Source organism: Dyella sp. 333MFSha (assembly GCF_900102405.1).
GTDB lineage: Bacteria > Pseudomonadota > Gammaproteobacteria > Xanthomonadales > Rhodanobacteraceae > Luteibacter > Luteibacter mycovicinus.
This window is the reverse complement of record NZ_FNBR01000002.1, coordinates 612701-636034: the sequence shown is the minus strand read 5'-3', so window position 1 is coordinate 636034 and position 23334 is coordinate 612701. Positions and strand designations below refer to the sequence as shown.

Annotated in this window: 16 protein-coding genes; 15 read left to right on the top strand and 1 reads right to left on the bottom strand. The window is 67.8% G+C overall.

The genetic code is table 11. The features are described 5' to 3' along the window. Positions 1–269: 269 nt before the first annotated feature. A complete protein-coding gene (locus tag BLT40_RS10185) occupies positions 270–1928 on the top strand; it encodes a Na+/H+ antiporter (protein WP_090352844.1) in 1659 nt (552 codons plus the stop codon). Positions 1929–1947: 19 nt separating this feature from the next. Here BLT40_RS10185 and BLT40_RS10180 read toward each other — a convergent pair whose 3' ends face one another. Further along, on the bottom strand, positions 1948–2733 hold the full coding sequence (locus tag BLT40_RS10180) for a TatD family hydrolase (RefSeq protein ID WP_079522770.1): 786 nt from the start codon (positions 2731–2733) through the stop codon (positions 1948–1950). A 335-nt stretch (positions 2734–3068) separates the two neighbouring features. Between BLT40_RS10180 and BLT40_RS10175 the strand changes: the two genes are divergently transcribed. From BLT40_RS10175 to BLT40_RS10110, 14 genes are all read left to right on the top strand, one after another. Then, complete coding sequence (locus BLT40_RS10175) at positions 3069–5033, top strand: S8 family serine peptidase (RefSeq protein ID WP_090352842.1); 1965 nt, start codon at positions 3069–3071, stop codon at positions 5031–5033. Positions 5034–5182: 149 nt separating this feature from the next. Further along, complete coding sequence (locus BLT40_RS10170) at positions 5183–5626, top strand: post-PEP-CTERM-1 domain-containing protein (protein ID WP_079522768.1); 444 nt, start codon at positions 5183–5185, stop codon at positions 5624–5626. After that, a complete protein-coding gene (locus BLT40_RS10165; RefSeq protein WP_090352840.1) occupies positions 5623–7602 on the top strand; it encodes a PA domain-containing protein in 1980 nt (659 codons plus the stop codon). The genes BLT40_RS10170 and BLT40_RS10165 overlap by 4 nt, the downstream gene beginning before the upstream one ends. A gap of 197 nt (positions 7603–7799) precedes the next feature. Further along, positions 7800–14735, top strand: coding sequence for an ESPR-type extended signal peptide-containing protein (locus BLT40_RS20440; RefSeq protein ID WP_218124543.1), 6936 nt, complete (start codon positions 7800–7802; stop codon positions 14733–14735). 207 nt (positions 14736–14942) lie between these two features. Further along, complete coding sequence (gene gspE, locus BLT40_RS10155; protein ID WP_254857329.1) at positions 14943–16658, top strand: type II secretion system ATPase GspE; 1716 nt, start codon at positions 14943–14945, stop codon at positions 16656–16658. A gap of 10 nt (positions 16659–16668) precedes the next feature. Further along, entirely contained in the window at positions 16669–17886 is a 1218-nt protein-coding gene (gene gspF, locus BLT40_RS10150) for a type II secretion system inner membrane protein GspF (protein WP_036109846.1), read from the top strand. 27 nt (positions 17887–17913) lie between these two features. Beyond that, complete coding sequence (gene gspG, locus BLT40_RS10145) at positions 17914–18339, top strand: type II secretion system major pseudopilin GspG (RefSeq protein ID WP_081907331.1); 426 nt, start codon at positions 17914–17916, stop codon at positions 18337–18339. Positions 18340–18365: 26 nt separating this feature from the next. Beyond that, positions 18366–18806 carry a GspH/FimT family pseudopilin gene (locus BLT40_RS10140; RefSeq protein WP_079522763.1) on the top strand — a complete coding sequence of 147 codons (441 nt, stop codon included), beginning with the start codon at positions 18366–18368 and terminating at the stop codon, positions 18804–18806. Further along, the gene (locus BLT40_RS10135) at positions 18803–19225 is read left to right on the top strand and encodes a prepilin-type N-terminal cleavage/methylation domain-containing protein (protein ID WP_090352838.1); all 423 of its coding nucleotides are present in this window, start codon (positions 18803–18805) and stop codon (positions 19223–19225) included. Before BLT40_RS10140 ends, BLT40_RS10135 begins: the two co-directional genes overlap by 4 nt. Beyond that, complete coding sequence (locus BLT40_RS10130) at positions 19222–19887, top strand: prepilin-type N-terminal cleavage/methylation domain-containing protein (RefSeq protein WP_079522761.1); 666 nt, start codon at positions 19222–19224, stop codon at positions 19885–19887. The genes BLT40_RS10135 and BLT40_RS10130 overlap by 4 nt, the downstream gene beginning before the upstream one ends. Next, positions 19884–20738 (top strand): type II secretion system minor pseudopilin, encoded by an 855-nt coding sequence (locus BLT40_RS10125; protein WP_090352837.1) that lies wholly within the window; start codon positions 19884–19886, stop codon positions 20736–20738. Before BLT40_RS10130 ends, BLT40_RS10125 begins: the two co-directional genes overlap by 4 nt. Continuing rightward, positions 20735–21979 (top strand): PilN domain-containing protein, encoded by a 1245-nt coding sequence (locus BLT40_RS10120; RefSeq protein WP_090352836.1) that lies wholly within the window; start codon positions 20735–20737, stop codon positions 21977–21979. Before BLT40_RS10125 ends, BLT40_RS10120 begins: the two co-directional genes overlap by 4 nt. Continuing rightward, positions 21966–22562 (top strand): type II secretion system protein GspM, encoded by a 597-nt coding sequence (gspM, locus tag BLT40_RS10115; protein WP_090353862.1) that lies wholly within the window; start codon positions 21966–21968, stop codon positions 22560–22562. The genes BLT40_RS10120 and gspM overlap by 14 nt, the downstream gene beginning before the upstream one ends. Further along, positions 22559–23329 (top strand): hypothetical protein, encoded by a 771-nt coding sequence (locus tag BLT40_RS10110; protein WP_090352835.1) that lies wholly within the window; start codon positions 22559–22561, stop codon positions 23327–23329. The genes gspM and BLT40_RS10110 overlap by 4 nt, the downstream gene beginning before the upstream one ends. The last annotated feature ends 5 nt before the right edge of the window (positions 23330–23334 follow it).

Genomic DNA, 23334 nt, shown 5'->3' with positions numbered 1-23334 from the left:
ACGAGTCGGCCGGTCGATGGCCCTGATCCCAGTGCGTGAAAATAACGTAAACCCCTAATAACTATGGGAACAATAGGAATAAATCCTAAGCAGGTATTTGCGGGATAAGGTGTTTTTTTGCGCCTTTCTTCGGCCTTTCTTCGGCCTTTCCGGCGTCTTTCGACGGCCGCTGTTCAAGCGGGCGGAAAAGGGTCGGAGAAGGCCTTCGGTTCATCGCCCGTTAGACGATGACGCTTGCCTGAAATCCGCGCCATCGCTAGCTTTCCCTGATGTCTTTAGTCATCACGATCCTCATCCTCCTTCTCGTCATCGCGCTCTCCGGCGCGATCGTTCGTGTCCTTCCGATCCGCTTGCCGCTACCGCTGATCCAGATCGCGTTAGGGGCGCTGCTCGCACGTCCTTTCGGCCTGCATGTGGAGTTCGACCACGAGCTGTTCTTCCTGCTGTTCATTCCGCCGCTTCTGTTCGCCGACGGGTGGCGCATTCCCAAACGCGAACTGTTCCTCCTGCGCGGCCCGATTCTCGCCCTGGCGATCGGTCTGGTCTTCTTCACCATCGTCGGGGTCGGCTATTTCGTCCACTGGATGATTCCGACGGTGCCGCTGGCGGTGGCGTTCGCGCTGGCCGCCGTGCTGTCGCCCACCGATGCCGTCGCCGTTTCCTCGATCAGCGGTGAGTCGCCGATTCCGCCGCGCCTGATGCATATCCTCTCCGGTGAAGCCCTGCTCAACGACGCGTCCGGTCTGGTGGCGCTGCAGTTCGCTGTCGCCGCCGAGATGACCGGCAAGTTCTCGCTGGTATCCGCCACGGGCGATTTCGTGGTGATGGCCCTGGGTGGCCTCGCGGCGGGCGTGCTCGTGGGCCTCGGCTTCGGCCTGTTCCGTCGCCGGCTGGTGCGCTGGAGCGGCGAAGTGGACCCGGCGGCTCAGGTGGCGCTACTGCTGTTGCTGCCTTTCGCGGCTTATCTGCTCGCCGAGCACTTCGGTGTTTCAGGTATCCTCGCCGCCGTGGCGGCGGGCATGAGCATGAACTACACCGACGTGATGAAGGGTGGCTACGTCGCCACGCGCATGCAGAGCCGGGCCGTCTGGGAGATGGTGGAGTTCACCTTCAACGGCATCATCTTCCTGCTGCTGGGATTGCAGCTTCCCGCCATCGTCGACGGGGCGAAGGTCGATATGGCGCAGGCGGGCGGTGGCCCGCTGTGGCATCTCGCCGCCTATGTCGTGGCGATCACCCTGGCGCTGGTATTGCTTCGTTTCATCTGGGTGTGGGTGTCGTTGCGCTTCGTGTTCATGCGCGCGCTGCACCGTGGCGAGAAGCGCCCCCCGGTGGGCACGCGGCTGGTATGGACGACGGCGCTGGCCGGCGTGCGCGGCGCGATCACACTGGCGGGTGTGCTCTCCCTGCCACTGATGAAGAGCGAGAACATCCCGTTCCCGACGCGCGACCTGATGATCTTTCTCGCCTCGGGCGTGATTCTCTGCACGCTGGTGTTCGGCGCGATCGGGCTCCCGCTCTCGGTCAAGGGTCTGAAACTGCCTGGCGAGGATCCGCGCGTGCGGGAAGAGCGCAAGGCGCGTGCCCTGGCGGCGGAGGCGGCGATTCGCAGCATCGAGAAGGAGCAGCAGCGTGTGCAGGAGGGTGGCGACGAGAACGCCATCGCGCTGGCCTCACGCATCGCGGCACGCGTCATGGGCGATTACCAGCAGCGCCTCGAAGCGGCGGGCGAGGAAGGCGACGTCCCGGAGAAGGCCCGTGCGGAGGCGGGTACCGAGCGCGTGATGCGTCTGGCCGCACTGCGTGCCGAACGGCGCGAGCTCCACGAGCTGCGCCGCAAGCACACGATCAACGACGAAACGCTGCGCAATCTGGTCCGCGAGGTGGACCTGGCCGAGGCGTCGCTCACCGGGCTGCATTCCGGTTGAGCGGACGCCGGCTCGCGTTTCAGAGGCCGAAGAACAGCTCGCTGGTCCTGACGCTGGATGCGGTCAGGGCCTCCTTCGACTCGCCCCGGTCTTTCGCTACCTCGTCGCGGATATGCGCAAGGTACATCGGTTCGTTACGGCGGTCCTTCGGCATGGGGCGGATGGTCCGCGGCAGCAGGTAGGGCGAGTCGGTCTCGAGCATGAGCCGGTCCGCCGGAATCAGCTTGACCAGCTCGCGCAGGTGCGCGCCGCGGCGTTCATCGCAGATCCATCCCGTGATGCCGATATGGCAGTCGAGTTCGAGGTAGTCGCGCAGCGCGTCGCCGGTGTCGGTGAAGCAATGGACGACGGCGGCCGGGACCCGGTCTCGGTAGCGCTTCAGGATGGCGAGGAAGTCGTGGTGGGCATCGCGCTGGTGCAGGAAGAGCGGCTTGCCGACCTCCACGGCGATGGCGAGCTGCCGCTCGAATACCTCGCGCTGGACCTCGCGCGGTGAGTAGTTGCGGTTGTAGTCGAGCCCCGTCTCGCCGACCGCCCGAACTTCGGGCTCGCGTGCCCATTGGCGGATGAGGGCATCGGTCGCGTCGTCATAGTCGATGGCGTGATGCGGGTGCACGCCGGCGGTGGCGAAAAGCCGGCCGCCGCTGGCCTTCGCCATGGCCAGGGCGTGCTCGCTTCCCTCTCGCGACGCACCCGTTACCACCATCCGGCCGACGCCATGGGCGCTGGCACGGGCCAGCATGTCATCGAAATCCTGCCGGAACGATTCGTGGGTGAGGTTGGCGCCGATGTCGATCAAGTCCATGAATTGGTTCGCTTTGGTGCATGTGTTTGAATGCGCCGCGCGCGTGTTATTCCCGCGCAAGGCCATGAATTGAAAAGCATATGGACGTCCGATCCTGGCTATCCCGGGATTTCCCGCCTAGGCCGTTCGGATGATGTCCGTCATCGCGTCAAATTATTGACGTTCGTATTTTCCTACTGCTAGGTTCCCCAGACGGTCCTCATGAAGAGGGCGCAGAGGGAGTTCAGAAGGATCTCAAAAAAACCTTTTTTCAGGGGACGTCCCGGAGACGTCAAAAAGGAAGGGGACCGGCAAGCGGTCGCCTGCAGCAATACCACGGGCAGAGGGTAGTGCAGATGGTAAATCGGATCGCCGCGGGGACGTTCGTCGCCTCGCTCCTCCTGGGCGTCGCGCCCGGGATCTTCGCAACCGGGGCGGATGCGCCCAAAGCGACTTTCGACGTCAGCAGCCTGCGTGCGCCTGGCGGCTACGACCGTTTCATCGTCACCTACCGTGACGGCACCACCGAACGCGTCAGCGCTTCCGCGGCGGCACAGTCCGTCGGCGCGGCGCTCTCGCGCACCGCAGGGACATTCAGCCAGCTGCGTGCCGGCAAGGTCGCCGCGATCCAGGCCGTCTACGGCCGCAAACTGGCCACCGGTTCCGACCTGATACGCACGTCGCGCAAGCTGACGCGCACCGAGGCGGACACGCTGATCCGGCAGATCGCCGCCGACCCGGCGGTGAAGCACGTCGAGCCCGACGCGATGATGCAGAAGATCGATGACATTCGTGCGACGGATGTCACCCCGGTCGTCGTCAACGACCCGTACTACGCCGGCTACCAGTGGCATTTCCGGCCGCCGACCGGCACCGCCGAGAAGATCGGTTCCGACGCGACCAGTTACGCCAATCGCGGCGGCAGCAACGTGGCCAATGCGTGGAACCTCGCGGATGGCACGGGCGTGACCGTCGCCGTGCTGGACACCGGCATCACGCAGCATCCCGACATCGACCTGTCGCTCGCCGACGCGGGTTACGACTTCATTTCCGACGGCTTCGTCTCCGGACGCAGCACGGATGCACGTGCGCCCGGTGGCTGGGACACCGGCGACTGGACCAGCGAGGACAAGTACCTGCTGGCCAACGGCGGGTGCATCGATCCGTCGGCGGGCGACGAGCAGGAGGATTCCAGCTGGCACGGCACGCACGTGTCCGGAACGATCGCCGAGCTCAGCAACAACGCCACCGGCATGGCCGGCGTCGCGTACAAGGCGAAAGTCCTGCCGGTCCGCGTCCTCGGCCACTGCGGCGGCTACACCTCCGACATCGCCGATGCGATCGTCTGGGCGTCGGGCGGCCACGTCGACGGCGTGCCGGACAATACGCATCCCGCGCAGGTCATCAACATGAGCCTGGGCGGCGGCGGTTCCTGCGCGGACGACGCGGTGACCTCGGATGCCATCGCCTCGGCGATCTCGCGTGGTACGACCGTGGTGGTCGCGGCGGGTAACTCGGGTGCGGACGCGACGAACTACTCGCCCGCCAGCTGCCCCGGTGCGCTCACCGTGGCTTCCAACGGCATCGCGGGCAAGCGCGCCTACTACTCGAACTACGGCAGCAAGGTCGCCCTGTCGGCACCGGGTGGCGGCATCTACGCCAACGACGGCACGGCGGGTTCGCCGGTACAGGCCGGTCTCATCTGGTCGGCGATCAACAACGGCACGCATGAGCCGACCACCGCCGCTTACGGCGGCATGGCTGGCACGTCGCAGGCCACTCCGCACGTCGCGGGCTCCGTCGCGCTGATCCTGTCGGCGACCAGGGCCGCCGGTGTGGCGACGCCGACGCCGGCCGAGATCCGCACGCTGCTGACCTCGACCGCAATGCCGTTCCCGGTTACGCCGGACAAGGCGATCGGTGCCGGCATCCTCGATGCCTACGCCGCCGTCAACAAGGCGCTGGGCAATGACGCGCCTGGCGAGCCGGGCGACGGCGATGCCACCGCGCTCAGCAACGGCGTCGCGCTGACCGGTCAGACCGGCCGCGCGAACGGCACGCTGGTCTATCGCATCGATGTCCCGGTGGGTGCGCGGTCGCTGGCGCTGCGCAGCTTCGGCGGCAGCGGCGATGTGTCGCTCTACGTGAAAAACGGCGAAGCCGCTTCGTCGACCGCGTACGACTACCGGTCGGTGAAGCCGTCCACGAACAACGAAGCGGTGACGGTCGCCCGTCCCGCGGCGGGTACCTGGTACGTGACCGTGGTGGGGGTGAAGGATTTCGCCAACGTCACGGTGCAAGCGAGTTTCACCGCGCCATGAGTAACGACCCACCGACGCGCGATGCGTCGGTGGGTCCGGATTGGCGTTGAGGGGAACGTCGAATCCTGAGGTGTTTACGCCGGCGAGGGGGTCTTCGCCGGTGGGCGTGCAGGGAGGGGTCCCGGCGCCGCACTAGGGAGGTATCGGTAATGAATTCACGAACACTGGCACAGGCTCTGGGCCTGGTGCTGACGGGCATCTTCACCGTGGCGACAGCGGCGCAGGCCGCTGAAACGCCGCAGGCCACCGCGCCGCAGACCGTCATGGTCCAGGGCGTGCAGGTGGCCATCGATCCTTCGACGGGTCGCCTCCGCGAGCCCACCGCCGCCGAGCGCGCGGCGTTGTCGAAGGCCTTCCAGGTCAACGCGGGCAAGTCGGCATCGCTCAGCGCGCGACCGCGCACCGCCGCCGATGCGAAGTCGACGTTCCGTACGGTCAGCCTCGGTAATGGCGTGCACGCCAGGGCCGTGCGCGTTCCGCAGGAGCTGATGAGCAGCGTCGTCGCCGAGCGCCAGCCCGACGGCAGCGTATCGATCCACCATGACGACCACGGCGTACAGGCTGCGCCGAAGGCACCGGAGGTCACACGATGATTCGCCGCAGCCTTCTCTTCACCGCGCTCGCCGCCGCCGGACTGTTCACCGCCGTGAGCACCCAGGCCGCCGAGATCAAGATCGTCAATCAGGACGTCGGCACCGGCAAGGGTCTCGACGATCCGACCCCGGCCACACCGGTCGGCGGTAATCCGGGCACCACGGTCGGCAAGCAGGCGCTGAACGTCTACCAGTTCGCCGCGGATATCTGGGGCGCCGTACTGCAGAGCGACGTCACCATCTCCAACGGCGCGACGTTCGAGCCGCTCTCGTGCGATGCCACCTCGGGTGTGCTCGGATCGTCCGGTACGACGTACATCTTCTACTTCGACGACACCAGCACCTTGCCCGCGGGCGCGCTGCGCAACACGTGGTATCACTCCGCGCTGTTCGACGCGCTGACCCATGAAGACGGCGCGCCGGGCGAAGACGATATCCAGAGCCAGTTCAACGGTGCGCTGGGTTCCACGGGATGCCTCGAAGGATCGAAGTGGTACTTCGGTCTCGACGGCAAGACGCCAGCGGGTTCGATCAACTTCCTCAACGTCGTGCTGCACGAAATGGCGCACGGTCTCGGCTTCTCGGGCTTCAACAGCCTGACCACCGGGTCGCCGTACGTCGGCGACGATGGCGTGGCTCGTCCCGACATCTACTCCACCTTCGTCTACAACGACACGCAGCAGAAGAAGTGGTACGACCTCACCGCCGCGCAGCGCGTCACGGCGGCGCTGGACGACGGCAAGCTCGTCTTCACGGGGCCGACGGTGAAGGCCGAAGCACCGCTGGCGCTCGGTACGCCGGACGTCTTCCACGTCACCGCGCCGGCTGCGGCCGTGGGTGATTACACCTTCTCGCAGGCCTCGTTCGGCCCGCTGGCGACGGCCTCCAATTTCACCGGCAGCGTCGTCCAGGCAAGCCCCGCGGACGGCTGCACGGCCATCACCAACGGCTCGGCACTCGCCGGCAAGATCGCCCTGATCGACCGTGGCACCTGCGATTTCACCGTGAAAACGCTGAACGCACAGAGCGCGGGCGCCAAGGCGGTGCTCATCGCCAACAACCAGGCCGGCGCGATCACGCCGGGAGGCACCCCCGCCTCGCCGGTCACCATTCCGGTGATCGCGATCAGCCAGGCGGACGGCAGCAAGCTCAAGGCGAACCTGACCGGTCTCACCGGCGCGGTCGGCAAGGGCACGGGTCTGGCCGGTGCGGATGCGCAGGGTAGCGTGCAGTTGTATGCGCCGACGGTCCTCGCTCAGGGCTCGTCGTTCTCGCATTACGACACGCGCCTGACGCCGAACGCGATCATGGAATACGCGATCAACCAGGACCTCGTCGGACAGATCGACGTCGACCTCACGCCCGCGCTGTTCCAGGACATCGGCTGGGGTCTCAACCGCACCTCGCAGAAGCTGCTCACGTGCGACACCGGCATTCCGACCCTCGTCCCGGGCGGCGTGATCATCGGTGCGAACGTGATCTCCAACGCGAAGATCCTCGCCGGTGCGGCTGCCACGGTCGGTGACTACCGCTCCGCGGTGCACGCGTATGCGACGCAGCTGGCGACCGACGGCCTGGTCACGGCGGCGCAGGCGTCGAGCCTCAACGCCTGCCTGTCCGATACGCAGACGCAGGCGCAGTACGACGCCTGGGGTCCGCCGGCCGCGCCGCCCGCGATCGTGCTCGCCAACAACACCGCCCTGAACGGCCAGAAGGGCGCGGCCGGTGCTACGACCGCGTACCAGCTGACGGTGCCGGCCAACGCGAAGACGCTGACCCTGCGCACCTACGGTGGCTCGGGCGACGTGTCGATCTCGGTGACCGATCCGAAGGGTGTGGTCAAGGCGCAGCCGAACCGACCGGGCAACAGCGAGCCGTTCACGGCCGCCAAGCCTGCGGCCGGTGTGTGGACGCTGACGGTGAAGGGGGAAGCGGCGTATTCGGGCGTGAGTGTCCTGGGTGCGTACACGCTGTGACGCGATGGAACAGATCCCGGTATGCCGGGATCTGTTTCCAGGGGATTGACGAATAGACGTATGGATGGCCGGACGACGACGCGTCGTCCGGCCTTATGGACACTTTGTCCGCCGCGGTCGCGACGGACAGGCGACGGGCAGCGCAAAGCGCGCCCGCGCATCGATCGCTCATGGCGGACATCTGGGAGGAAGGTTACATGAACACCATCTACAGCAAGGTCTGGAACAAATCGCTTGGCATCCTGGTCGTGGCATCGGAGCTGGCTCGGGCAAACGGCAAGGGCGGCGCCTCCCGACGCCTTCGCGCCGCCATGGCGGCACTGCCGCTGGCGGCCGGTGCGATGCTGGCGCTGGCCAGTGCGCCTGTACAGGCGAAAGACAACGGCACGGTATGCGGTGGCTTCCTCTTCGGTCTGCAGGGCAAGGCACCGAGCGCGAAGGGCGACGACGCCTTTGCGTGCGGTCAGGCCGCGAAGGCGATGGGCGATTTCAGCATCGCCATCGGCACCGACGCGAAGGCGAGCGGCAATTCCAGTTCGGCGGTAGGCCAGGACGCGCAGGCGACAGGCGATTTCTCGTCGGCGATCGGCCAGGGTACGCGCGCCACGGGTGCGGACAGCACGGCGATCGGGCAGGGCGCGAATGCCGCCTCCGTATCGAGCACGGCGATCGGCCGCGGCGCACGCGCCATCGCGAAGAACGCGGTTGCGATCGGCAGCGACTCCATTGCCAACCGCGCCGATACCGTCTCGGTCGGCCGCGCCGGCGCCGAACGCCAGGTGGTCAATGTCGCGGCGGGCACGCAGGCGACGGACGCGGTAAACAAGGGTCAGCTCGACCAGGTGTCGACAACCGTGACCGGTGTATCGAAGCGCGTGGACACGTTGTCGAAGCGCGTCGATGGCGTGCAGGGCGATGTGACCGCGCTGGCCGACAGCGTCAGCGACGCGGCGCACTACTACAAGGCTAACGGCGCCGGTGACGGCAGCGACGACGCGCAGGCGACCGGCGATTACGCGACGGCGTCGGGCTCCGGCGCCTTCGCTAACGGCACCGGTGCGAGCGCGACCGGTGCGGGCGCCGTCGCCAACGGACAGTTCGCGACGGCAACGGGCTACGGCTCGGTCGCCGCGGGACAGAACAGTTCCGCTTACGGGTCGGGTGCGCAGGCATCGGCCAACAGCGCCACGGCCATCGGCGGCCAGGCGCTCGACGCCGACGGCAAACCGCTGATCACCTATAACGCGACCGGTGAGGCGGTGGGTCCGGCAACAGCCTCGGGTCTCGCTTCCACGGCCATCGGTGCAAGTGCACAGGCGGAAGGTGAATTCGCCACCGCGCTGGGTACGGCCGCGTTCGCTCAGGGCGAGCAATCGACGGCGAGCGGTTTCCTTGCCCAGGCGTCCGGCGCCGGTTCGACGGCGACCGGTTCGCAGGCCTTCGCCGATGGCGACCTCTCGGTCGCGAACGGCTACGGTTCGGCCGCATACAGCGCGGGCGCGACGGCTGTCGGCGGCGGTGCCAGCGCGTCCGGTGCGGGAAGCGTCGCGATCGGTCGGTACGCCGAAACGGGTTTTGGCCTGTTCGGTCTCGAAGCCGAGAATGCGGTAGCACTCGGTACCAACAGCTGGGCACTCGGCAACAACGCGACAGCGCTGGGCGCCAACGCGTGGGCGCTGGGCGAAAATTCCGTGGCGCTGGGCGCCGGTTCGACAGCGGATCGCGATAACACCGTCTCCGTCGGCGATGTCGGCAGCGAGCGCCAGATCGCCAACGTCGCGGCTGGTACCGAGGGTACCGACGCGGTGAACAAGGCGCAGCTCGACACGTCCGTGAGCGACGCGACGCGCTACTTCAAGGCGACTGGCAATGGTGACGGGTCGGACGACGCGCTCGCCACAGGAAACTACGCGACCGCTTCCGGTGCCGGTGCGTTTGCCGGTGCTGACGGTGCCAGCGCGTTCGGTAGCGGAGCTGTAGCCACGGGTTCGAATGCCACGGCGACAGGCTATGGCAGCGTGGCGACGGGACAGAACAGCGCGGCCTACGGTGCGGGTTCGCAGGCGACCGGTCCAGGCAGTGTCGCCGTGGGTGGTGTGGCCGTGGACGAAGACGGCAATCCGTTGATCACCAACGCGGGTCTGCCGGTCGATACGGGTGCGACCAGCGCCGGTGTCGGTGGCACCGCGGTCGGTGCCAGTGCCCAGGCAAGTGGCTTCGCGGCCTCGTCGTTTGGCGTGGGTGCGTATGCCAGTGGCGCGCAGGGTCTCGCCCTCGGCGCCGTGGCCAACGCCACCGGCGACTATTCCACGGCGGTGGGCACACAGAGCGCGGCGACGGGCGCGAGCAGCGTCGCGGTGGGTGAAAGTGCGCAGGCCACGGGCGACGAGAGTGTCGCGGTCGGTGGCAGTACCTTCTTCGGCTTCATTCCGGCACAGGCGACGGGTACGGGCGCGGCGGCCTTCGGTGCCGGTGCCTGGGCGACGGCGGATTACGCGACGGCGCTGGGCTGGAACACGTACGCCGCCGCCGAAAGCAGCACGGCGGTCGGCGAACGCGCGAGCGCGCAGGATCTCGGTTCCAGCGCACTCGGTGCGCAGTCGCTGGCCAGTGGCGTGCAGTCCACGGCGGTCGGCGCGGTGGCGACGACGACGGGCGACTTCGCATCCGCGATCGGTAGCGGAAGCTACGCGGCGGCGAACAACGCCACAGCCGTCGGTGGGCTCGCGTCGGCGACGGGCGAGAATTCGACCGCTACGGGCGCCAATGCGGAAGCATCCGGGACGGGTTCCACCGCGACCGGCGAGAGCAGCGCGGCGTTCGGCGATGAATCGCTTGCACACGGCCATGGAGCGATTGCCGACGGCACGGGTGCGTCGAGCGTCGGCTCGGGTAGTTTCGCCAGCGGCGACTACACGACGGCGGTCGGTCAGGGCGCGATCGCGCAGGGCAACGGATCGTCGGCCATCGGCAGCGGGGCGAGCACCAACGCGTCGTTCGCCACCGCCGGCGGCTATGGATCCGTTGCATCGGGTCAGAACAGCTCGGCCTACGGTTCCGGCGCGCAGGCCTCGGCGAACGGCGCGACAGCGATCGGTGCGCAAGCCCTCGATGCCGACGGCAATCCGTTGATTACCTACAACGCGACCGGCGAAGCCGTCGGTCCGGCAACGGCCTCCGGTCTCGCCGCCACCGCCGTTGGCGCCAGCGCGCAGGCCGAAGGTGCTTACGCGACGGCACTGGGCACGGCGGCATTCGCGCAGGGTGAGCAATCCACGGCCAGCGGCTTCCTCGCTCAGGCCTCTGGCGCAGGCTCGACCGCCACCGGTTCGCAGTCCTTTGCCGATGGCAGTCTCTCTGTAGCGAACGGTTATGGTTCGTCGGCGTACAGCGCCGGTGCGACGGCCGTCGGTGGCGGTGCCAGCGCATCGGGTGTCGGCAGTGTCGCGATCGGTCAGTACGCGGAAACCGGTTTCGGGCTGTTCGGGCTCGAGGCTGAGAATGCGATCGCGCTCGGCACGAATAGCTGGGCACTCGGCAACAACGCAACGGCCCTCGGCGCCAACGCATGGGCGTTGGGAGAGAACTCCATCGCACTGGGCGCAGGCTCAACGGCCGATCGCGATAACTCCGTGTCGGTGGGTGACGTCGGCAGCGAACGGCAGATTACGAACGTCGCGGCAGGTACCGAGGCGACGGACGCGGTGAACAAGGGACAGCTGGACGCGGTATCCAGTGCGACCAGCGATGCGAGCCATTACTTCAAGGCTAACGGCATCGGCGACGGATCGGATGATGCGCTGGCTTCGGGTAACTACGCGACCGCCGCGGGTTCCGGTGCATTCGCCGCGGCCGACGGTGCCAGTGCGTTCGGCAGCGGTGCGGTGGCGACGGGTACGAATGCCACGGCAACGGGCTACGGCAGCGTCGCCACCGGCCAGAACAGCGCGGCGTACGGTGCGGGCTCGCAGGCCAATGGTCCCGGAAGCGTCGCCGTCGGCGGCGTGGCGGTCGATGCCGATGGCAATCCGCTGATCACGAGCGGCGGTGTGCCTGTCGACACGGGCGCCACGAGCGCGGATGTCGGTGGAACGGCGGTCGGCGCCAGCGCGCAGGCCAGCGGCTTTGCCGCTTCGTCGCTGGGTGTCGGTGCGTACGCGAGCGGTGCTCAGGCCACGGCGCTTGGCGCGGTGGCCAACGCGACAGGCGATCTCTCCACGGCCGTCGGCACCCAAAGCGCGGCGAGTGGTGCCAGCAGCATCGCCGTCGGTGAAAGTGCGCAGGCCACGGGTGACGAGAGCGTCGCCGTCGGCGGAAGCACCTTCTTCGGCTTCATTCCGGCACAGGCCGCGGGCACGGGTGCCTCCGCCTTCGGTGCGGGCGCCTGGGCGACGGCGGACTACGCGACCGCGCTGGGCTGGAACAGCTGGGCGGATGGCGTGAGCAGCACGGCGATCGGCGAATCCGCCATCGCCGGTGCGGCGAATTCGGTCGCACTCGGTGCGGGCTCGTATTCCGACCGCGCGAATACCGTCTCGGTGGGCGATGTCGGCAGCGAGCGGCAGATCACCAACGTCGCCGCGGGTACCGAAGCGACGGACGCGGTGAACAAGGGTCAGCTGGATGCCGTGTCGAGCGCGACCAGCGATGCGAGCCATTACTTCCGCGCCAATGGTGCGGGCGATGGCAGCGACGATGCGCAGGCGGTCGGTGACTATGCCAGCGCGTCCGGCTCGGGTGCCTTCGCGGCCGGTACGGGAGCGACGGCGACCGGTGCGGGTGCGGTTGCCGCGAACGACTTCGCTACGGCCAACGGGTATGGCAGCGTCGCCAGTGGCAGGAACGCCGCGGCGTTCGGTGCCGGCGCGCAGGCGACCGGCGCGGGAAGCGTCGCGGTGGGTGGCAATGCCATCGATGAAGACGGCAACGCGCTGATCTCCGATGCCAACGGCAATCCGGTCGATACCGGTGCGACGAGTGCCGGCGTCGGCGGTACCGCGGTCGGTGCGAGCTCGCAGGCGAGCGGTTTCGCCGCGACATCGGCCGGTGTCGGCGCTTACGCCAGCGGCGCGCAGTCGACGGCGCTGGGTGCGGTCGCCAATGCCACCGGCGACTACTCGACGGCGGTCGGTACGTCGACCACGGCGTCGGGCGCGGGCTCGGTCGCCGTGGGTGGCCCGAGCAACCTGGCGGGCTTCGGCCTCATCTACACCGGTGCCACGGGTGACAGCGCGGCCGCCTTCGGTGCGGGGGCGCAGGCGACGGCGGATTATGCGACGGCCCTCGGTGGTGTCGCGGCGGCGGAAGGTGTCGGGAGCACGGCACTCGGCTACTTCGCATATGCGCCGGGCGGCAACGCGACGGCACTGGGCATCAACAGCTGGGCCTCGGGTGCGAGCAGCGTTTCCGTGGGTGACTTCTCCACGGCGCGCGGCGCAGGCAGTGTCGCCCTCGGCGCCAACAGCCTCGTCACGACGCCGGCGACCAACGCCGTCGCCATTGGCAACGGCGCGACGGCCACGACGGCCAACAGTGTGGCGCTCGGGTCCAACGCCAATGCCGACCGCGTCAACACGGTGTCCGTGGGCGCGCGCGGCAGCGAGCGTCAGGTCACCAACGTCGCCGCAGGCACGCAGGGCACGGACGCGGCGAACGTCCAGCAGCTGACGGACCTTGCGGACAGCGTGAGCTCCGCGGCGCACTACGTGTCCGCCACGGGTGCGGGCGATGGCTCCGACGACGCCAGTGCGACGGGTGCCTATGCCACGGCCACCGGTGCGGGAAGCAGCGCCGGCGGCGATCTGTCGACGGCACAGGGTGCGTTCGCCACGGCCAGCAAAACCTCGACGACGGCGATCGGTGCATCCGCCAACGCCGGTGCGGCCAGCGCCACGGCGATCGGTGACAGCGCTCGCGCCCTCGGGGTGAATTCCGTCGCCCTCGGTGCGGGATCGGTGGCAACCCGCGCGAACACCGTGTCGGTGGGCAGCGCGTCGGGCAACCGGCAGATCACCAACGTGGCGGCGGGTACTCAGACCACCGATGCGGTGAACCTGGGGCAGCTGAACACGGCACTCTCGAGCGCCTTCTCGGGCACCTCGAACGCGGCGGGTAACGCCGTGGCGATGGCGCTCGGCGGCGGCGCGACGATGGGCGCGAGTGGATTCGTCGGCCCGGTATACCGGGTGCAGGGAAGCTCGTACGGGACGGTAGGCGATGCGGTCGGTGCGCTGGACGGCGCGTTGTCGTCCCTCGATACGCGGGTCGGTCAGCTCGAGTCGAAGTCGGGTGGAACCACGATTCCGGGCGGGACGCCCGTGCGGCGCAATTCGGTGATATCGCCGACGGTGGTCGGCGCGTCCGCACCGGTCACGGCCGATGCCGTGGTTGCCGCGCCGGTGGCCGCCGCGCCGGTTGTTGCCGCGGCGCCCGCGGCCGCCGCCGCCGCCGTCGTCGAGGGCACCGGTAACGGCACCGCCATCGGCGCGGGCAGCTACGCCAAGGATCCTACCGATCTCGCGGTGGGTACCAATGCCAGCGTCGGCGCCGAGAACGGCACCGCCGTGGGTACGGGAGCCACCGTGACGGCGGCCGCGACCAACAGCGTGGCGCTGGGTGCCAACTCGGTCGCCGATCAGGCCAATACCGTATCGGTCGGCAGCGCGGGCGCGGAGCGTCGCGTGACGAACGTCGCGGCTGGAACGGCACCGACCGACGCCGCCAATCTCGGCCAGGTCGATCAGGCCGTTGCCACCGCCAAGTCGTACGCCGATCAGGGCGACGCGACGACGCTGAGCAGCGCCAAGGCCTACACCGACCAGAAGTTCGGCGATGTGGTCAGCGGCGGCGCCTTCGATGACTACAAGCGCACGGTGGACCGTCGCTTCAGCAACCTCAACGACCGCCTGAACAAGGTGGGCGCGATGGGCGCGGCGATGTCGCAGATGGCCTTCAGCACGCAGGGGGTCAGCGGTGACAACCGTATGGGTGTGGGCGTCGGCGGCTACAAGGGGCAGGGAGCCCTGTCAGTCGGCTACTCGCGCGCCCTGTCGCCCCGTGCCAGCCTGACCTTCGGCGCATCGATCAGCGGAGGCGAGTCGTCGGGTGGCGTGGGTGTAGGCGTGGGCTGGTAATTATGCCCGGCGGCGCCTACACGGCGCCGCCAAGTCCTTGAAAGCCGGCGGCAACGCCGGCTTTCGCTTGTTGAGCCCTGTCGCGAATCGGAGGTTTCCCGGTCGCCCCCGACACACGGTCTGTGCTACCAATAGCGGCCCGCGCGGTCAGGAACGACCGCCTGGCAAGACGTAACCTACGGACCGTGTGGAGTTGGCATGTCTGCGATGACCGAATATAAGGACATGCTCACCGGGGAACCCGGCGAAGCCCAGGTTTGCGCGCATCTGGTCGCGCACGGCCGCCTGAAGGACACCGATCTCGCGCGGGCGCGCCGCCTGCACGATGAGACCCCGGATGGCACGCTGACCTCGCTCATGGCGCGGCTTGGCCTGGTCTCCGAGCGCGATCTTGCCGACGCCTGGGCCGATCTGCTGCGGCTGGACCTGCTCGCCGCCAAGGACGCTCCCGAGCTGCCGCCGGCCGACGTCGAACTCTCCGTAAGATTTCTCAAGCAATATCATGTCGTGCCGGTGCGCGAGGGCGACGAAGGCCTCGGCCTGCTCGTGGCCGACCCCGCCGATCCTTACCCGTTGCAGGCGGTGCGCCTGGCGACGGGCCGTGAGGTCCGGTTGCGCGTGGGCCTGCGCTCGGAAATCGACGATCTGATCGAGCGTTATTACGGCCAGGGTCGTTCCGCCATGGGCAGCATCGTCGAAAGTCTCGACGGCACCGCGGCGGTCGAAGACGACGTCGAGCACCTGCGCGATCTCGCTTCCGAAGCGCCGGTCATCCGCCTGGTCAACCTGATTCTCCAGCGTGCGGTCGAGCAGCGCGCGTCGGACGTGCACATCGAGCCGTTCGAGAACCGCCTGAAGGTCCGCTATCGCATCGATGGCGTGCTGCACGAGGTCGAAGCGCCGCCGTCCAGTTCGACGGCGGCTGTCATATCCCGTGTAAAGATCATGGCGCGGCTCAACATCGCCGAGCGTCGCCTGCCGCAGGATGGTCGTATTCAGCTCCGCGTACAGGGCAAGGAGCTCGACCTTCGCGTCTCCACCGTGCCGACCAGCTTCGGCGAGTCGGTGGTCATGCGTATCCTCGACCGCGAATCGGTCGTGTTCGATTTTGAATCGCTGGGCTTCACGGGCCATTTCCGCGACCGCTTCGTGGAGGTGCTCGACCGGCCGCACGGCATCCTGCTCGTCACCGGGCCTACCGGTTCGGGTAAGACGACCACGCTGTACACCGCGCTGTCGCAGATCAATACGCCCGACGTGAAGATCATCACCGTCGAGGACCCGGTCGAATACCAGATCGAGGGCATCAACCAGATTCAGGTGAAACCGCAGATCGGACTGGACTTCACCGGTGCGCTGCGCTCGATCGTCCGTCAGGATCCGGACGTCATCATGATCGGCGAAATGCGCGATCTGGAAACCTGCCGGATCGCGATCCAGTCGGCGCTCACGGGCCATCTGGTGTTGTCGACGCTGCATACCAACAGCGCATCGGGTGGCATCACCCGCATGCTCGACATGGGCGTGGAGGATTACCTCCTGGGCTCCACCGTCAACGGCATCCTGGCCCAGCGTCTGGTTCGCCGGCTCGATCCCGAGACGGCCGTCCCGTACGAGGCCCTGCCGGAAGTCATCGAGCAGTTCGAACTGCACAAATACACCGACGAGCGCCCCATCCGTCTGTGGAAGCCCGGCACCAGCGCGGCCAATCCGACGGGCTACCGCGGACGTCGGGCGATCATGGAGTTCCTCATCATGAGCGATCCGCTGCGCCGCCTGGTCATGCAGCGCGCGGATGCCGGTGAGATCGAACGGCTGGCTCGCGCCGAGGGCATGCGCACGATGTACGAGGACGGTCTCGCGAAGGCGGTGGCTGGGATCACCACGATCGAGGAAGTCCTGCGCGTGACGCAGGAATCCTAGGCCCACACTCATGAGCATGTTCCGTTACCGCGCGATCAGTGCCGCAGGCGAAGCCCTTACCGGTCGGATGGAAGCTTCTTCCGTCGCGGACGTGGTGGCGCGCCTCCAGGACCAGGGCCACACGCCGCTGGAGGCCGCGCCCGCGGACGGTGCCGCGTCGGGAGGCGGCATCGCCGCGCTGTTCCGCAAGGGACCTTTCACGGGCGATCAGCTGGCGCAGTTCACGCATCAGCTCGCCACCTTGCTGGGTGCCGGACAACCGCTGGACCGCGCGCTGGGTATCCTGCTCGACCTTCCGGAAGGCGATCGCGCGAAGAATCTGGTCGAGCGCGTGCGCGATCGCGTGCGCGGCGGAACGACCCTGTCCACGGCGCTGGATGAAGAGAACGGTGTCTTTCCGCGTCTCTACGTGAGCCTGGTGCGTGCGGGCGAAGCCGGTGGCTCGCTCGACGAAACGCTGCGGCGCCTGGCCGATTACCTCGAGCGTGCGCAGGCCTTGCGCGGCAGCATCATCAATGCCCTGATCTATCCGGCTTTCCTGATGGTCGGCGTGCTCGGCTCGCTCGTGCTGCTGCTCGCCTACGTGGTGCCGCAGTTCGTGCCGATCTTCGCCGACATGCAGGTCCCGATCCCGCTGATCACGCAGGTCGTGCTGGCGCTCGGCACGGTGATCAGCGACTGGTGGTGGGCCATCGTTCTGGTCATGGTCGTGCTCGGCGCCTTCCTGCGTCTGCGTTTGCGCGACCCCGATACCAAGCTCGCTTTCCACGGCCGTCTGTTGACCATGCGTGTCGCCGGCCCCTTGCTTCTGAAGGTCGAGACGGCACGCATCGCCCGTACGCTGGGTACCCTGCTCAAGAACGGCGTGCCCTTGTTGTCGTCGCTGGCGATCGCGCGTCAGGTCACCGGCAACCGCGCGCTCGACCAGGCACTCGAACAGGCCGCCGAGCGGGTCAAGGGTGGTGCGGGGCTCGGCACTTCCCTCGCCCAGACCGAGCGCTTCCCACGGCTGGCGCTGCAGATGATTCAGGTCGGCGAGGAAGCCGGCGCGCTCGACACCATGCTGCTCAAGGTCGCCGACACCTTCGACGTCGAGGCCAAGCGCGCCATCGACCGCCTGCTGGCGGCGCTGGTGCCGGCACTGACCATCGTCATGACCGTGATGGTCGCTTTCATCATGGCGGCAATCCTGCTGCCGTTGCTCAGTCTTACCAGCAACATCAACTGATCGAACCCGTTTCAAGGAGCTTGTCCCATGCGCGTGAACCGTACCCTCCGTCACAGCCACGCCCGCGGCTTCACGCTGCTGGAAATGCTCGCCGTGATCGTGCTGATCGGCATCATCGGTGCCATCGTGGTGACCCAGGTCGGCAAGAACGTCGATAAGGGCAAGTACGGTGCCGGCAAGGCCCAGGTGACCACGCTGGGCCAGAAGATCGAAAACTACGCCCTCGACAACGGCAGCCCGCCGCACAGCCTCGACGACCTCACCACCAAGCCGGCCGATGCACAAAACTGGCAAGGTCCGTATGCCAAGGAATCCGATCTGAAGGATCCCTGGGGCCATCCGTTCGGCTACCGCTACCCGGGTGAGCACGGCAGCTTCGACCTCGTGTTCTATGGGCAGGACGGCAAGGCGGGCGGCGACGGCTACTCGGCCGACTACGGCAACTGGCAGTAATCCGGCAGGACGGACGGATAACGGCCATGCGCACGCGCGGATTCACGCTGTTCGAGATGCTGGCCGTGATCCTCCTGATCGGGATCGCGGCGGCGGCCGTCTCGATCCCGGTGACCCAGGGGCTTGCCAGCGCCCGCGTCAACGCGGCCAGCGGTGAACTCGCGGCGGCGCTGCGCTGGACGCGGGCGCAGTCGATCGTGAAAGGCGAAAGCCTTGCGCTCGAAGTCGACACATCGGCGGCCACCTATCGTGCGCCCGGCAAAGGCGATGTGCGGCTACCAAGGGACATGCGCGTGTCGATCACCAGCGCCCGCGAAGACCAGGCCAACGCGACCACCGGGCGTATCCGCTTCTTTCCCGACGGCAGTTCCACCGGCGGTCGCATCACGCTCAAGCGTGGCGCACGCGAGTGGCACGTCAACGTCGCGTGGCTGACCGGCGCCATCCAGGTCGTGGACACGCGATGAAGCGCATCGCCCGACAGAATGGTTTCAGCCTGCTCGAAGTCATCGCCGCCATCGCCGTGCTTGCCATCGCCTTCGCGGCGCTGATGCAGGTGGCGGGCAGTTCGATGAGCCTGACGGCACGCGCCAACGAGCGAACCCAGGCCGCGCTGCGTGCCCGTTCGCTGCTCGACGGCGCGTTCGTCATGGACCCGATACGCGAGGGTGACAGCGAGGGCCGCATCGACGACACCTATCGCTGGCGGATGAACGTCAGCCGTTATCAGGTCCCCGGTGCCCGTCCGGTGCCGGATGGCTCCATGGCCGCGGCCGTGATCTATCGCATCGACCTCGACGTCATGTGGGGGCCGGAGGGCAGTGAGCGGCACGCGCGGTTCTCCACGCTGCGCATGGGCGGCTCGGGGCAGGAGGGACAGCCATGACGCGGCAGCGTGGCTTCAGTCTCATGGAAGTATTGGCGGCGCTCGCGCTGCTGACCATCGTCCTGCTGGGTGTGTATTCGGGCATCAGTACGGCGTCGCGTATCGTCCGCAGCGGTAGCGAAGCCATCCAGCGCATGGACGAGATCCGTTCCGCCCAGGGCTACCTGCGCACCGAGATCGCCCAGGCGCTGATCGTTCCCTTTGCTGAAACCGACGACGGCGATCCGATCGTCTTTTCCGGCGACGCGACGACGCTGCGCTTCGTCGCACCGATGCCGGGATACCTTTCACGACTCGGACCGCAACTGCAGGCCGTGTCGCTGGTGCGCGACGGCAACGATGGCTATCGCCTCGAAGTCGCGCTTTCGCTCCTGCCGCCCAACGGTGGTGAGCCCAGGCCGATCGGCGAACCCGAAGTACTGCTGCGCGGCATTCGCAAGGGCGCCTTCAGTTACCGCGGCATGGACGACAAGAACCAGCCAGGCGACTGGCAGGAAAGCTGGGACGATACCCGGCGTACGCCTTCCCTTATCCGTCTGGCGCTCGACGTCGGCGGCAACGTTGCCTTTCCCACGCTGGTCGCGCCCATCCGTCTCGATCCGACGGCGTCGCGCAACGGCTTTTCCCTGACGCGCGGAACGCGCGGACCGGTGATCCGATGATGGGCGTACGGCAACGCGGCGTCGCGCTGCTCATCGTGCTGTGGGGCTGTACGCTCCTGGCCATCATGCTTGGCGGCTTTGCGGCGCTGGCCCGTACCGAGGGCCTGCAGGCCCGCTATCAGTTCGCTCAGACGCGCGCGCACTACGCGGCGGAGGCCGGTGTGATCCGGGCCATTCAGGCGCTGCAGTCCACGGACATCGATGCGCGGTGGGTGGCGGACGGTCGTCCTTACCTCTTCGAATTCGACGACGCGAAGGTCACCCTCACCATCGTCGACGAAGATGGGAAGGTCGATCTCAACGCGGCTTCCGATGACGTCCTGACAGGCTTGTTCAAAGCGGCGGGTGCGAACGACGACAAGGCGAGCCACCTCTCGGCGGCCATCCAGGACTGGCGCCGCGCGGGCGATGCGGCGCTGCCCAACGGCGCGAAGCAACCACAATATGAAGCGGCGGGCCTGGGCTACGGCCCTCGCAACGGGCCCTTCGCGACGGTGGAAGAGGGGCGCATGGTGCTCGGTATGGATGCGCAGCTCTGGGCGCAGGTCGCCCCGGTTCTGACCATCTGGTCGGGTCGCGAACGGCCCAACACCGAACACGCGCAGCCACTCGCTCTGGCGGCGATCCCCGGTCTCGGCAGCGCCGGTGCGACGGCGATCCTCTCGGCGCGAGGGCAGGCCACGGGTGCGGCCGCGGCGGGTGGCAACGGTGTCACGCACACGATACGTGCGCAGGCGATCCTTGACGACGGAACCAGGAGTTCCCTTACATCGACGATCCGACTGCGTGGGATAAGATCGGGAAATCAGCCCTACGCCGTACTGCGTTGGCGCGAAGGAGACGAGGAATGACCGCTTTGCAGGACGCCTCCCAGTTGCAGATCGAGCGACTTCGCCGCGCCTGGCGAGGCAGCGCGCTGCCAGGGTTCCTGCGCTGGTGGGGTGGCGAGTTGTCGGCGCTGATGCCCGCGCGCTGGCGCGATACCTTCGCCGGTGGCGAACGCTGGTATGCGGTCGAACGACACGATGACGGCTGGTCGTTGCGTCGTGCCGGCGAGGGTTCCGCCGTGGCCGAGGCGGCCGACCTGGATACGACCGAGCATCGGACCGCCCTTCTGGCGAAGGCGCTGGCCGAAGCCGATCCCGCCGACCGGCGCGTTGCCCTCGTCCTGCCCGCGGCGCACGTCCTGCGCCGCCGCCTCGTCCTGCCGATCGCGGCGCGCGACAACCTGCGTCAGGTGGTCGGTTTCGATCTCGACAGGCAGACCCCTTTCCGGGCGGAGGAGATCCATTTCGGCGTGCGCGATCTCGGCGCGGCCGGCGCGGAGGGCCGCTTCGTGGCCGAGCTCGCCGCCACGCCTCGCAGCGCGCTGGATCCCCTGCTGGACGAACTCGCCGTGCTCGGCATCGCGCCGGACCGCGTCGATGTCGCGGACGGATACGATCTGGCCGGTGTCGATCTTCTCCCACCGGCACGCGCTCCGCGCCGCGTCGATCGCCGTGGCCGTCTCAATCTCTTTCTCGTCGCGGCCATCGCTCTGCTGACGCTCGGCGTCATGGCGATGTGGCTGCACAACCGTCATCTCTCGCTCGAGGCGATGCGTGCCGAAGTCGAAGGAATGGAAAGCGATGCGCAGCGGGTGAAGGCCTTGCGCCAGAAACTCACGGACAGCGCGGGCGCCTCGGGTTTCCTGGCCCGTCGCAAGACGGAGACGGCCGCGGTGCTCCCCGTGCTCGAGGAGCTGACCCAGCGCCTGCCGGACGACACCTGGCTCGAACGCTTTACGCTCAATGCCAGCGGTCAGCTGGGCTTCCAGGGTCAGAGTCCTCAGGCGGCGCGGCTCATCGATGCCCTCAAGGGTGCGCGCAGCATCGGCGACCCGAGTTTCCAGGGAACCATCCAGGCCGACCCCACCTCCGGCAAGGAGCGCTTCTACATGCAGGCGAAGGCACTGATTCCGAAACCGGAAACAGTCCCCGCCGTGGCTCACCCCGCGCGTGCAGGCAGCGCATCCGCGCCGGCCGGCGGCACAACCGTCGCAGCGGCTTCGACCAGCGCGAAGGAGGCACCCCGTGCGCATGAAGCCCGCTGAATCCCGCGTCGCCGCCATCCTTCTCGCTATCGTGGTCCTGGCGATCGCGTATTTCCTTTTCATCCACTGGTGGTTCGTGGCGCCGCAGTCCGCCATGGCCGACGAAATGGACGACCTGCGTGACACGCAGAGGCGTTACGCGGCGGCCATCGCCGAGCGCCCGCAGCTCGAAAAGCGTCTGGCCTCGCTCGAGCAGGGACAGACGCGCAGCGATGCCTTCCTGCCCGGCGACGACACCAACGCCGCCGCCGCCGGGTTGATGCAGCGCATCGTCGACGTCGCCGCGGCGCACAAGGAAGACGGTGCCTGCGACGTGGTCCAGAAAATGCCGGTTCCGAGTCAGGAAAAAGCGAGCGATCCCTACCGCAAGGTCACCGTGAACATCAGCCTTCGCTGCCAGATGCAGCCCATGACGGCCGTGATCCACGACATCGAAAACGCCACGCCGTATCTCTTCATCGAGGACTTCAGCATCTACCGGAACCCGGTCGCGGCACGCGCCGGCGGCGCGGCGCCCATGGAAGTTCAGTTCACCGTATCCGGTTACATCCATGCCGCCCGCACGGCAAAGGCGGCGACATGAATGCGGCCGGCCAGCGTCGTCTGACACCCGTGCTGGGTGGTGTCGTCATCGTCCTCGTGGGCGCACTTTGTGTCCTCGCGGCAGGCGTGGGTCGTGGCGTTCGCTGGGACGATCCCGCCGGCCCGCAGCCGCTGCCCGCGACCCGCCCGGTGGCGATGCCCACGCCCGTGCCGCTCGCACGGTTTGCCGAGGTCTGGCAGCGTCCTTTGTTCATGGCCGATCGCAAGCCGGTCGCCGCCGCGGGTGACGACGACAACGCCAGCAACATCGGCGACCTCGAACTCACGGGCATCATCGTGACGCCCGGCTTGCGCATGGCGCTGCTGCGCGACAAGGGCAAGGATGTCACCGTCCGCGTAAAAGAGGGCTCACCGCTGGCCGAAGGCCACTGGACGCTCGCGTCGCTCACGCCGCGCAGCGCCATATTCGACAACGGTGGCGAGCATCGCGAACTCACGCTCAAGGTGAGCGCGCCGGATGCGCTCGCCAAGGACGCCAGGCGACCCGGAAACGGCCCCGGTCAGCCGCCGCAGGCGACGCCGCTTCAGCCCTTGCCGCCGGGGGCGATGCGTGTGGAACCATCCCAGTCGTCGGGCATGACCGGTCCGGCGCTTCCGCACCCGGTCGATGCCGGTGCACGACAGTCGCCGCCGCGACAGGATGACGACGCCTTGCAGCGTGCACGCATCGAAGCACTGAAGCAGGCGGTGCAGAAGCGCCGCATGGAACAGCAACAACAGCGCCAGCAGGCACAGGACTCGCAGTAGCGGGC

What these genes read in the sequence shown, in the direction of transcription:
- BLT40_RS10185 (WP_090352844.1), top strand. Translation starts at nt 270, where the DNA reads ATGTCTTTAGTCATCACGATCCTCATCCTCCTTCTCGTCATCGCGCTC.
- BLT40_RS10180 (WP_079522770.1), bottom strand. Translation starts at nt 2,733, where the DNA reads ATGGACTTGATCGACATCGGCGCCAACCTCACCCACGAATCGTTCCGG.
- BLT40_RS10175 (WP_090352842.1), top strand. Translation starts at nt 3,069, where the DNA reads ATGGTAAATCGGATCGCCGCGGGGACGTTCGTCGCCTCGCTCCTCCTG.
- BLT40_RS10170 (WP_079522768.1), top strand. Translation starts at nt 5,183, where the DNA reads ATGAATTCACGAACACTGGCACAGGCTCTGGGCCTGGTGCTGACGGGC.
- BLT40_RS10165 (WP_090352840.1), top strand. Translation starts at nt 5,623, where the DNA reads ATGATTCGCCGCAGCCTTCTCTTCACCGCGCTCGCCGCCGCCGGACTG.
- BLT40_RS20440 (WP_218124543.1), top strand. Translation starts at nt 7,800, where the DNA reads ATGAACACCATCTACAGCAAGGTCTGGAACAAATCGCTTGGCATCCTG.
- gspE (WP_254857329.1), top strand. Translation starts at nt 14,943, where the DNA reads ATGACCGAATATAAGGACATGCTCACCGGGGAACCCGGCGAAGCCCAG.
- gspF (WP_036109846.1), top strand. Translation starts at nt 16,669, where the DNA reads ATGAGCATGTTCCGTTACCGCGCGATCAGTGCCGCAGGCGAAGCCCTT.
- gspG (WP_081907331.1), top strand. Translation starts at nt 17,914, where the DNA reads ATGCGCGTGAACCGTACCCTCCGTCACAGCCACGCCCGCGGCTTCACG.
- BLT40_RS10140 (WP_079522763.1), top strand. Translation starts at nt 18,366, where the DNA reads ATGCGCACGCGCGGATTCACGCTGTTCGAGATGCTGGCCGTGATCCTC.
- BLT40_RS10135 (WP_090352838.1), top strand. Translation starts at nt 18,803, where the DNA reads ATGAAGCGCATCGCCCGACAGAATGGTTTCAGCCTGCTCGAAGTCATC.
- BLT40_RS10130 (WP_079522761.1), top strand. Translation starts at nt 19,222, where the DNA reads ATGACGCGGCAGCGTGGCTTCAGTCTCATGGAAGTATTGGCGGCGCTC.
- BLT40_RS10125 (WP_090352837.1), top strand. Translation starts at nt 19,884, where the DNA reads ATGATGGGCGTACGGCAACGCGGCGTCGCGCTGCTCATCGTGCTGTGG.
- BLT40_RS10120 (WP_090352836.1), top strand. Translation starts at nt 20,735, where the DNA reads ATGACCGCTTTGCAGGACGCCTCCCAGTTGCAGATCGAGCGACTTCGC.
- gspM (WP_090353862.1), top strand. Translation starts at nt 21,966, where the DNA reads ATGAAGCCCGCTGAATCCCGCGTCGCCGCCATCCTTCTCGCTATCGTG.
- BLT40_RS10110 (WP_090352835.1), top strand. Translation starts at nt 22,559, where the DNA reads ATGAATGCGGCCGGCCAGCGTCGTCTGACACCCGTGCTGGGTGGTGTC.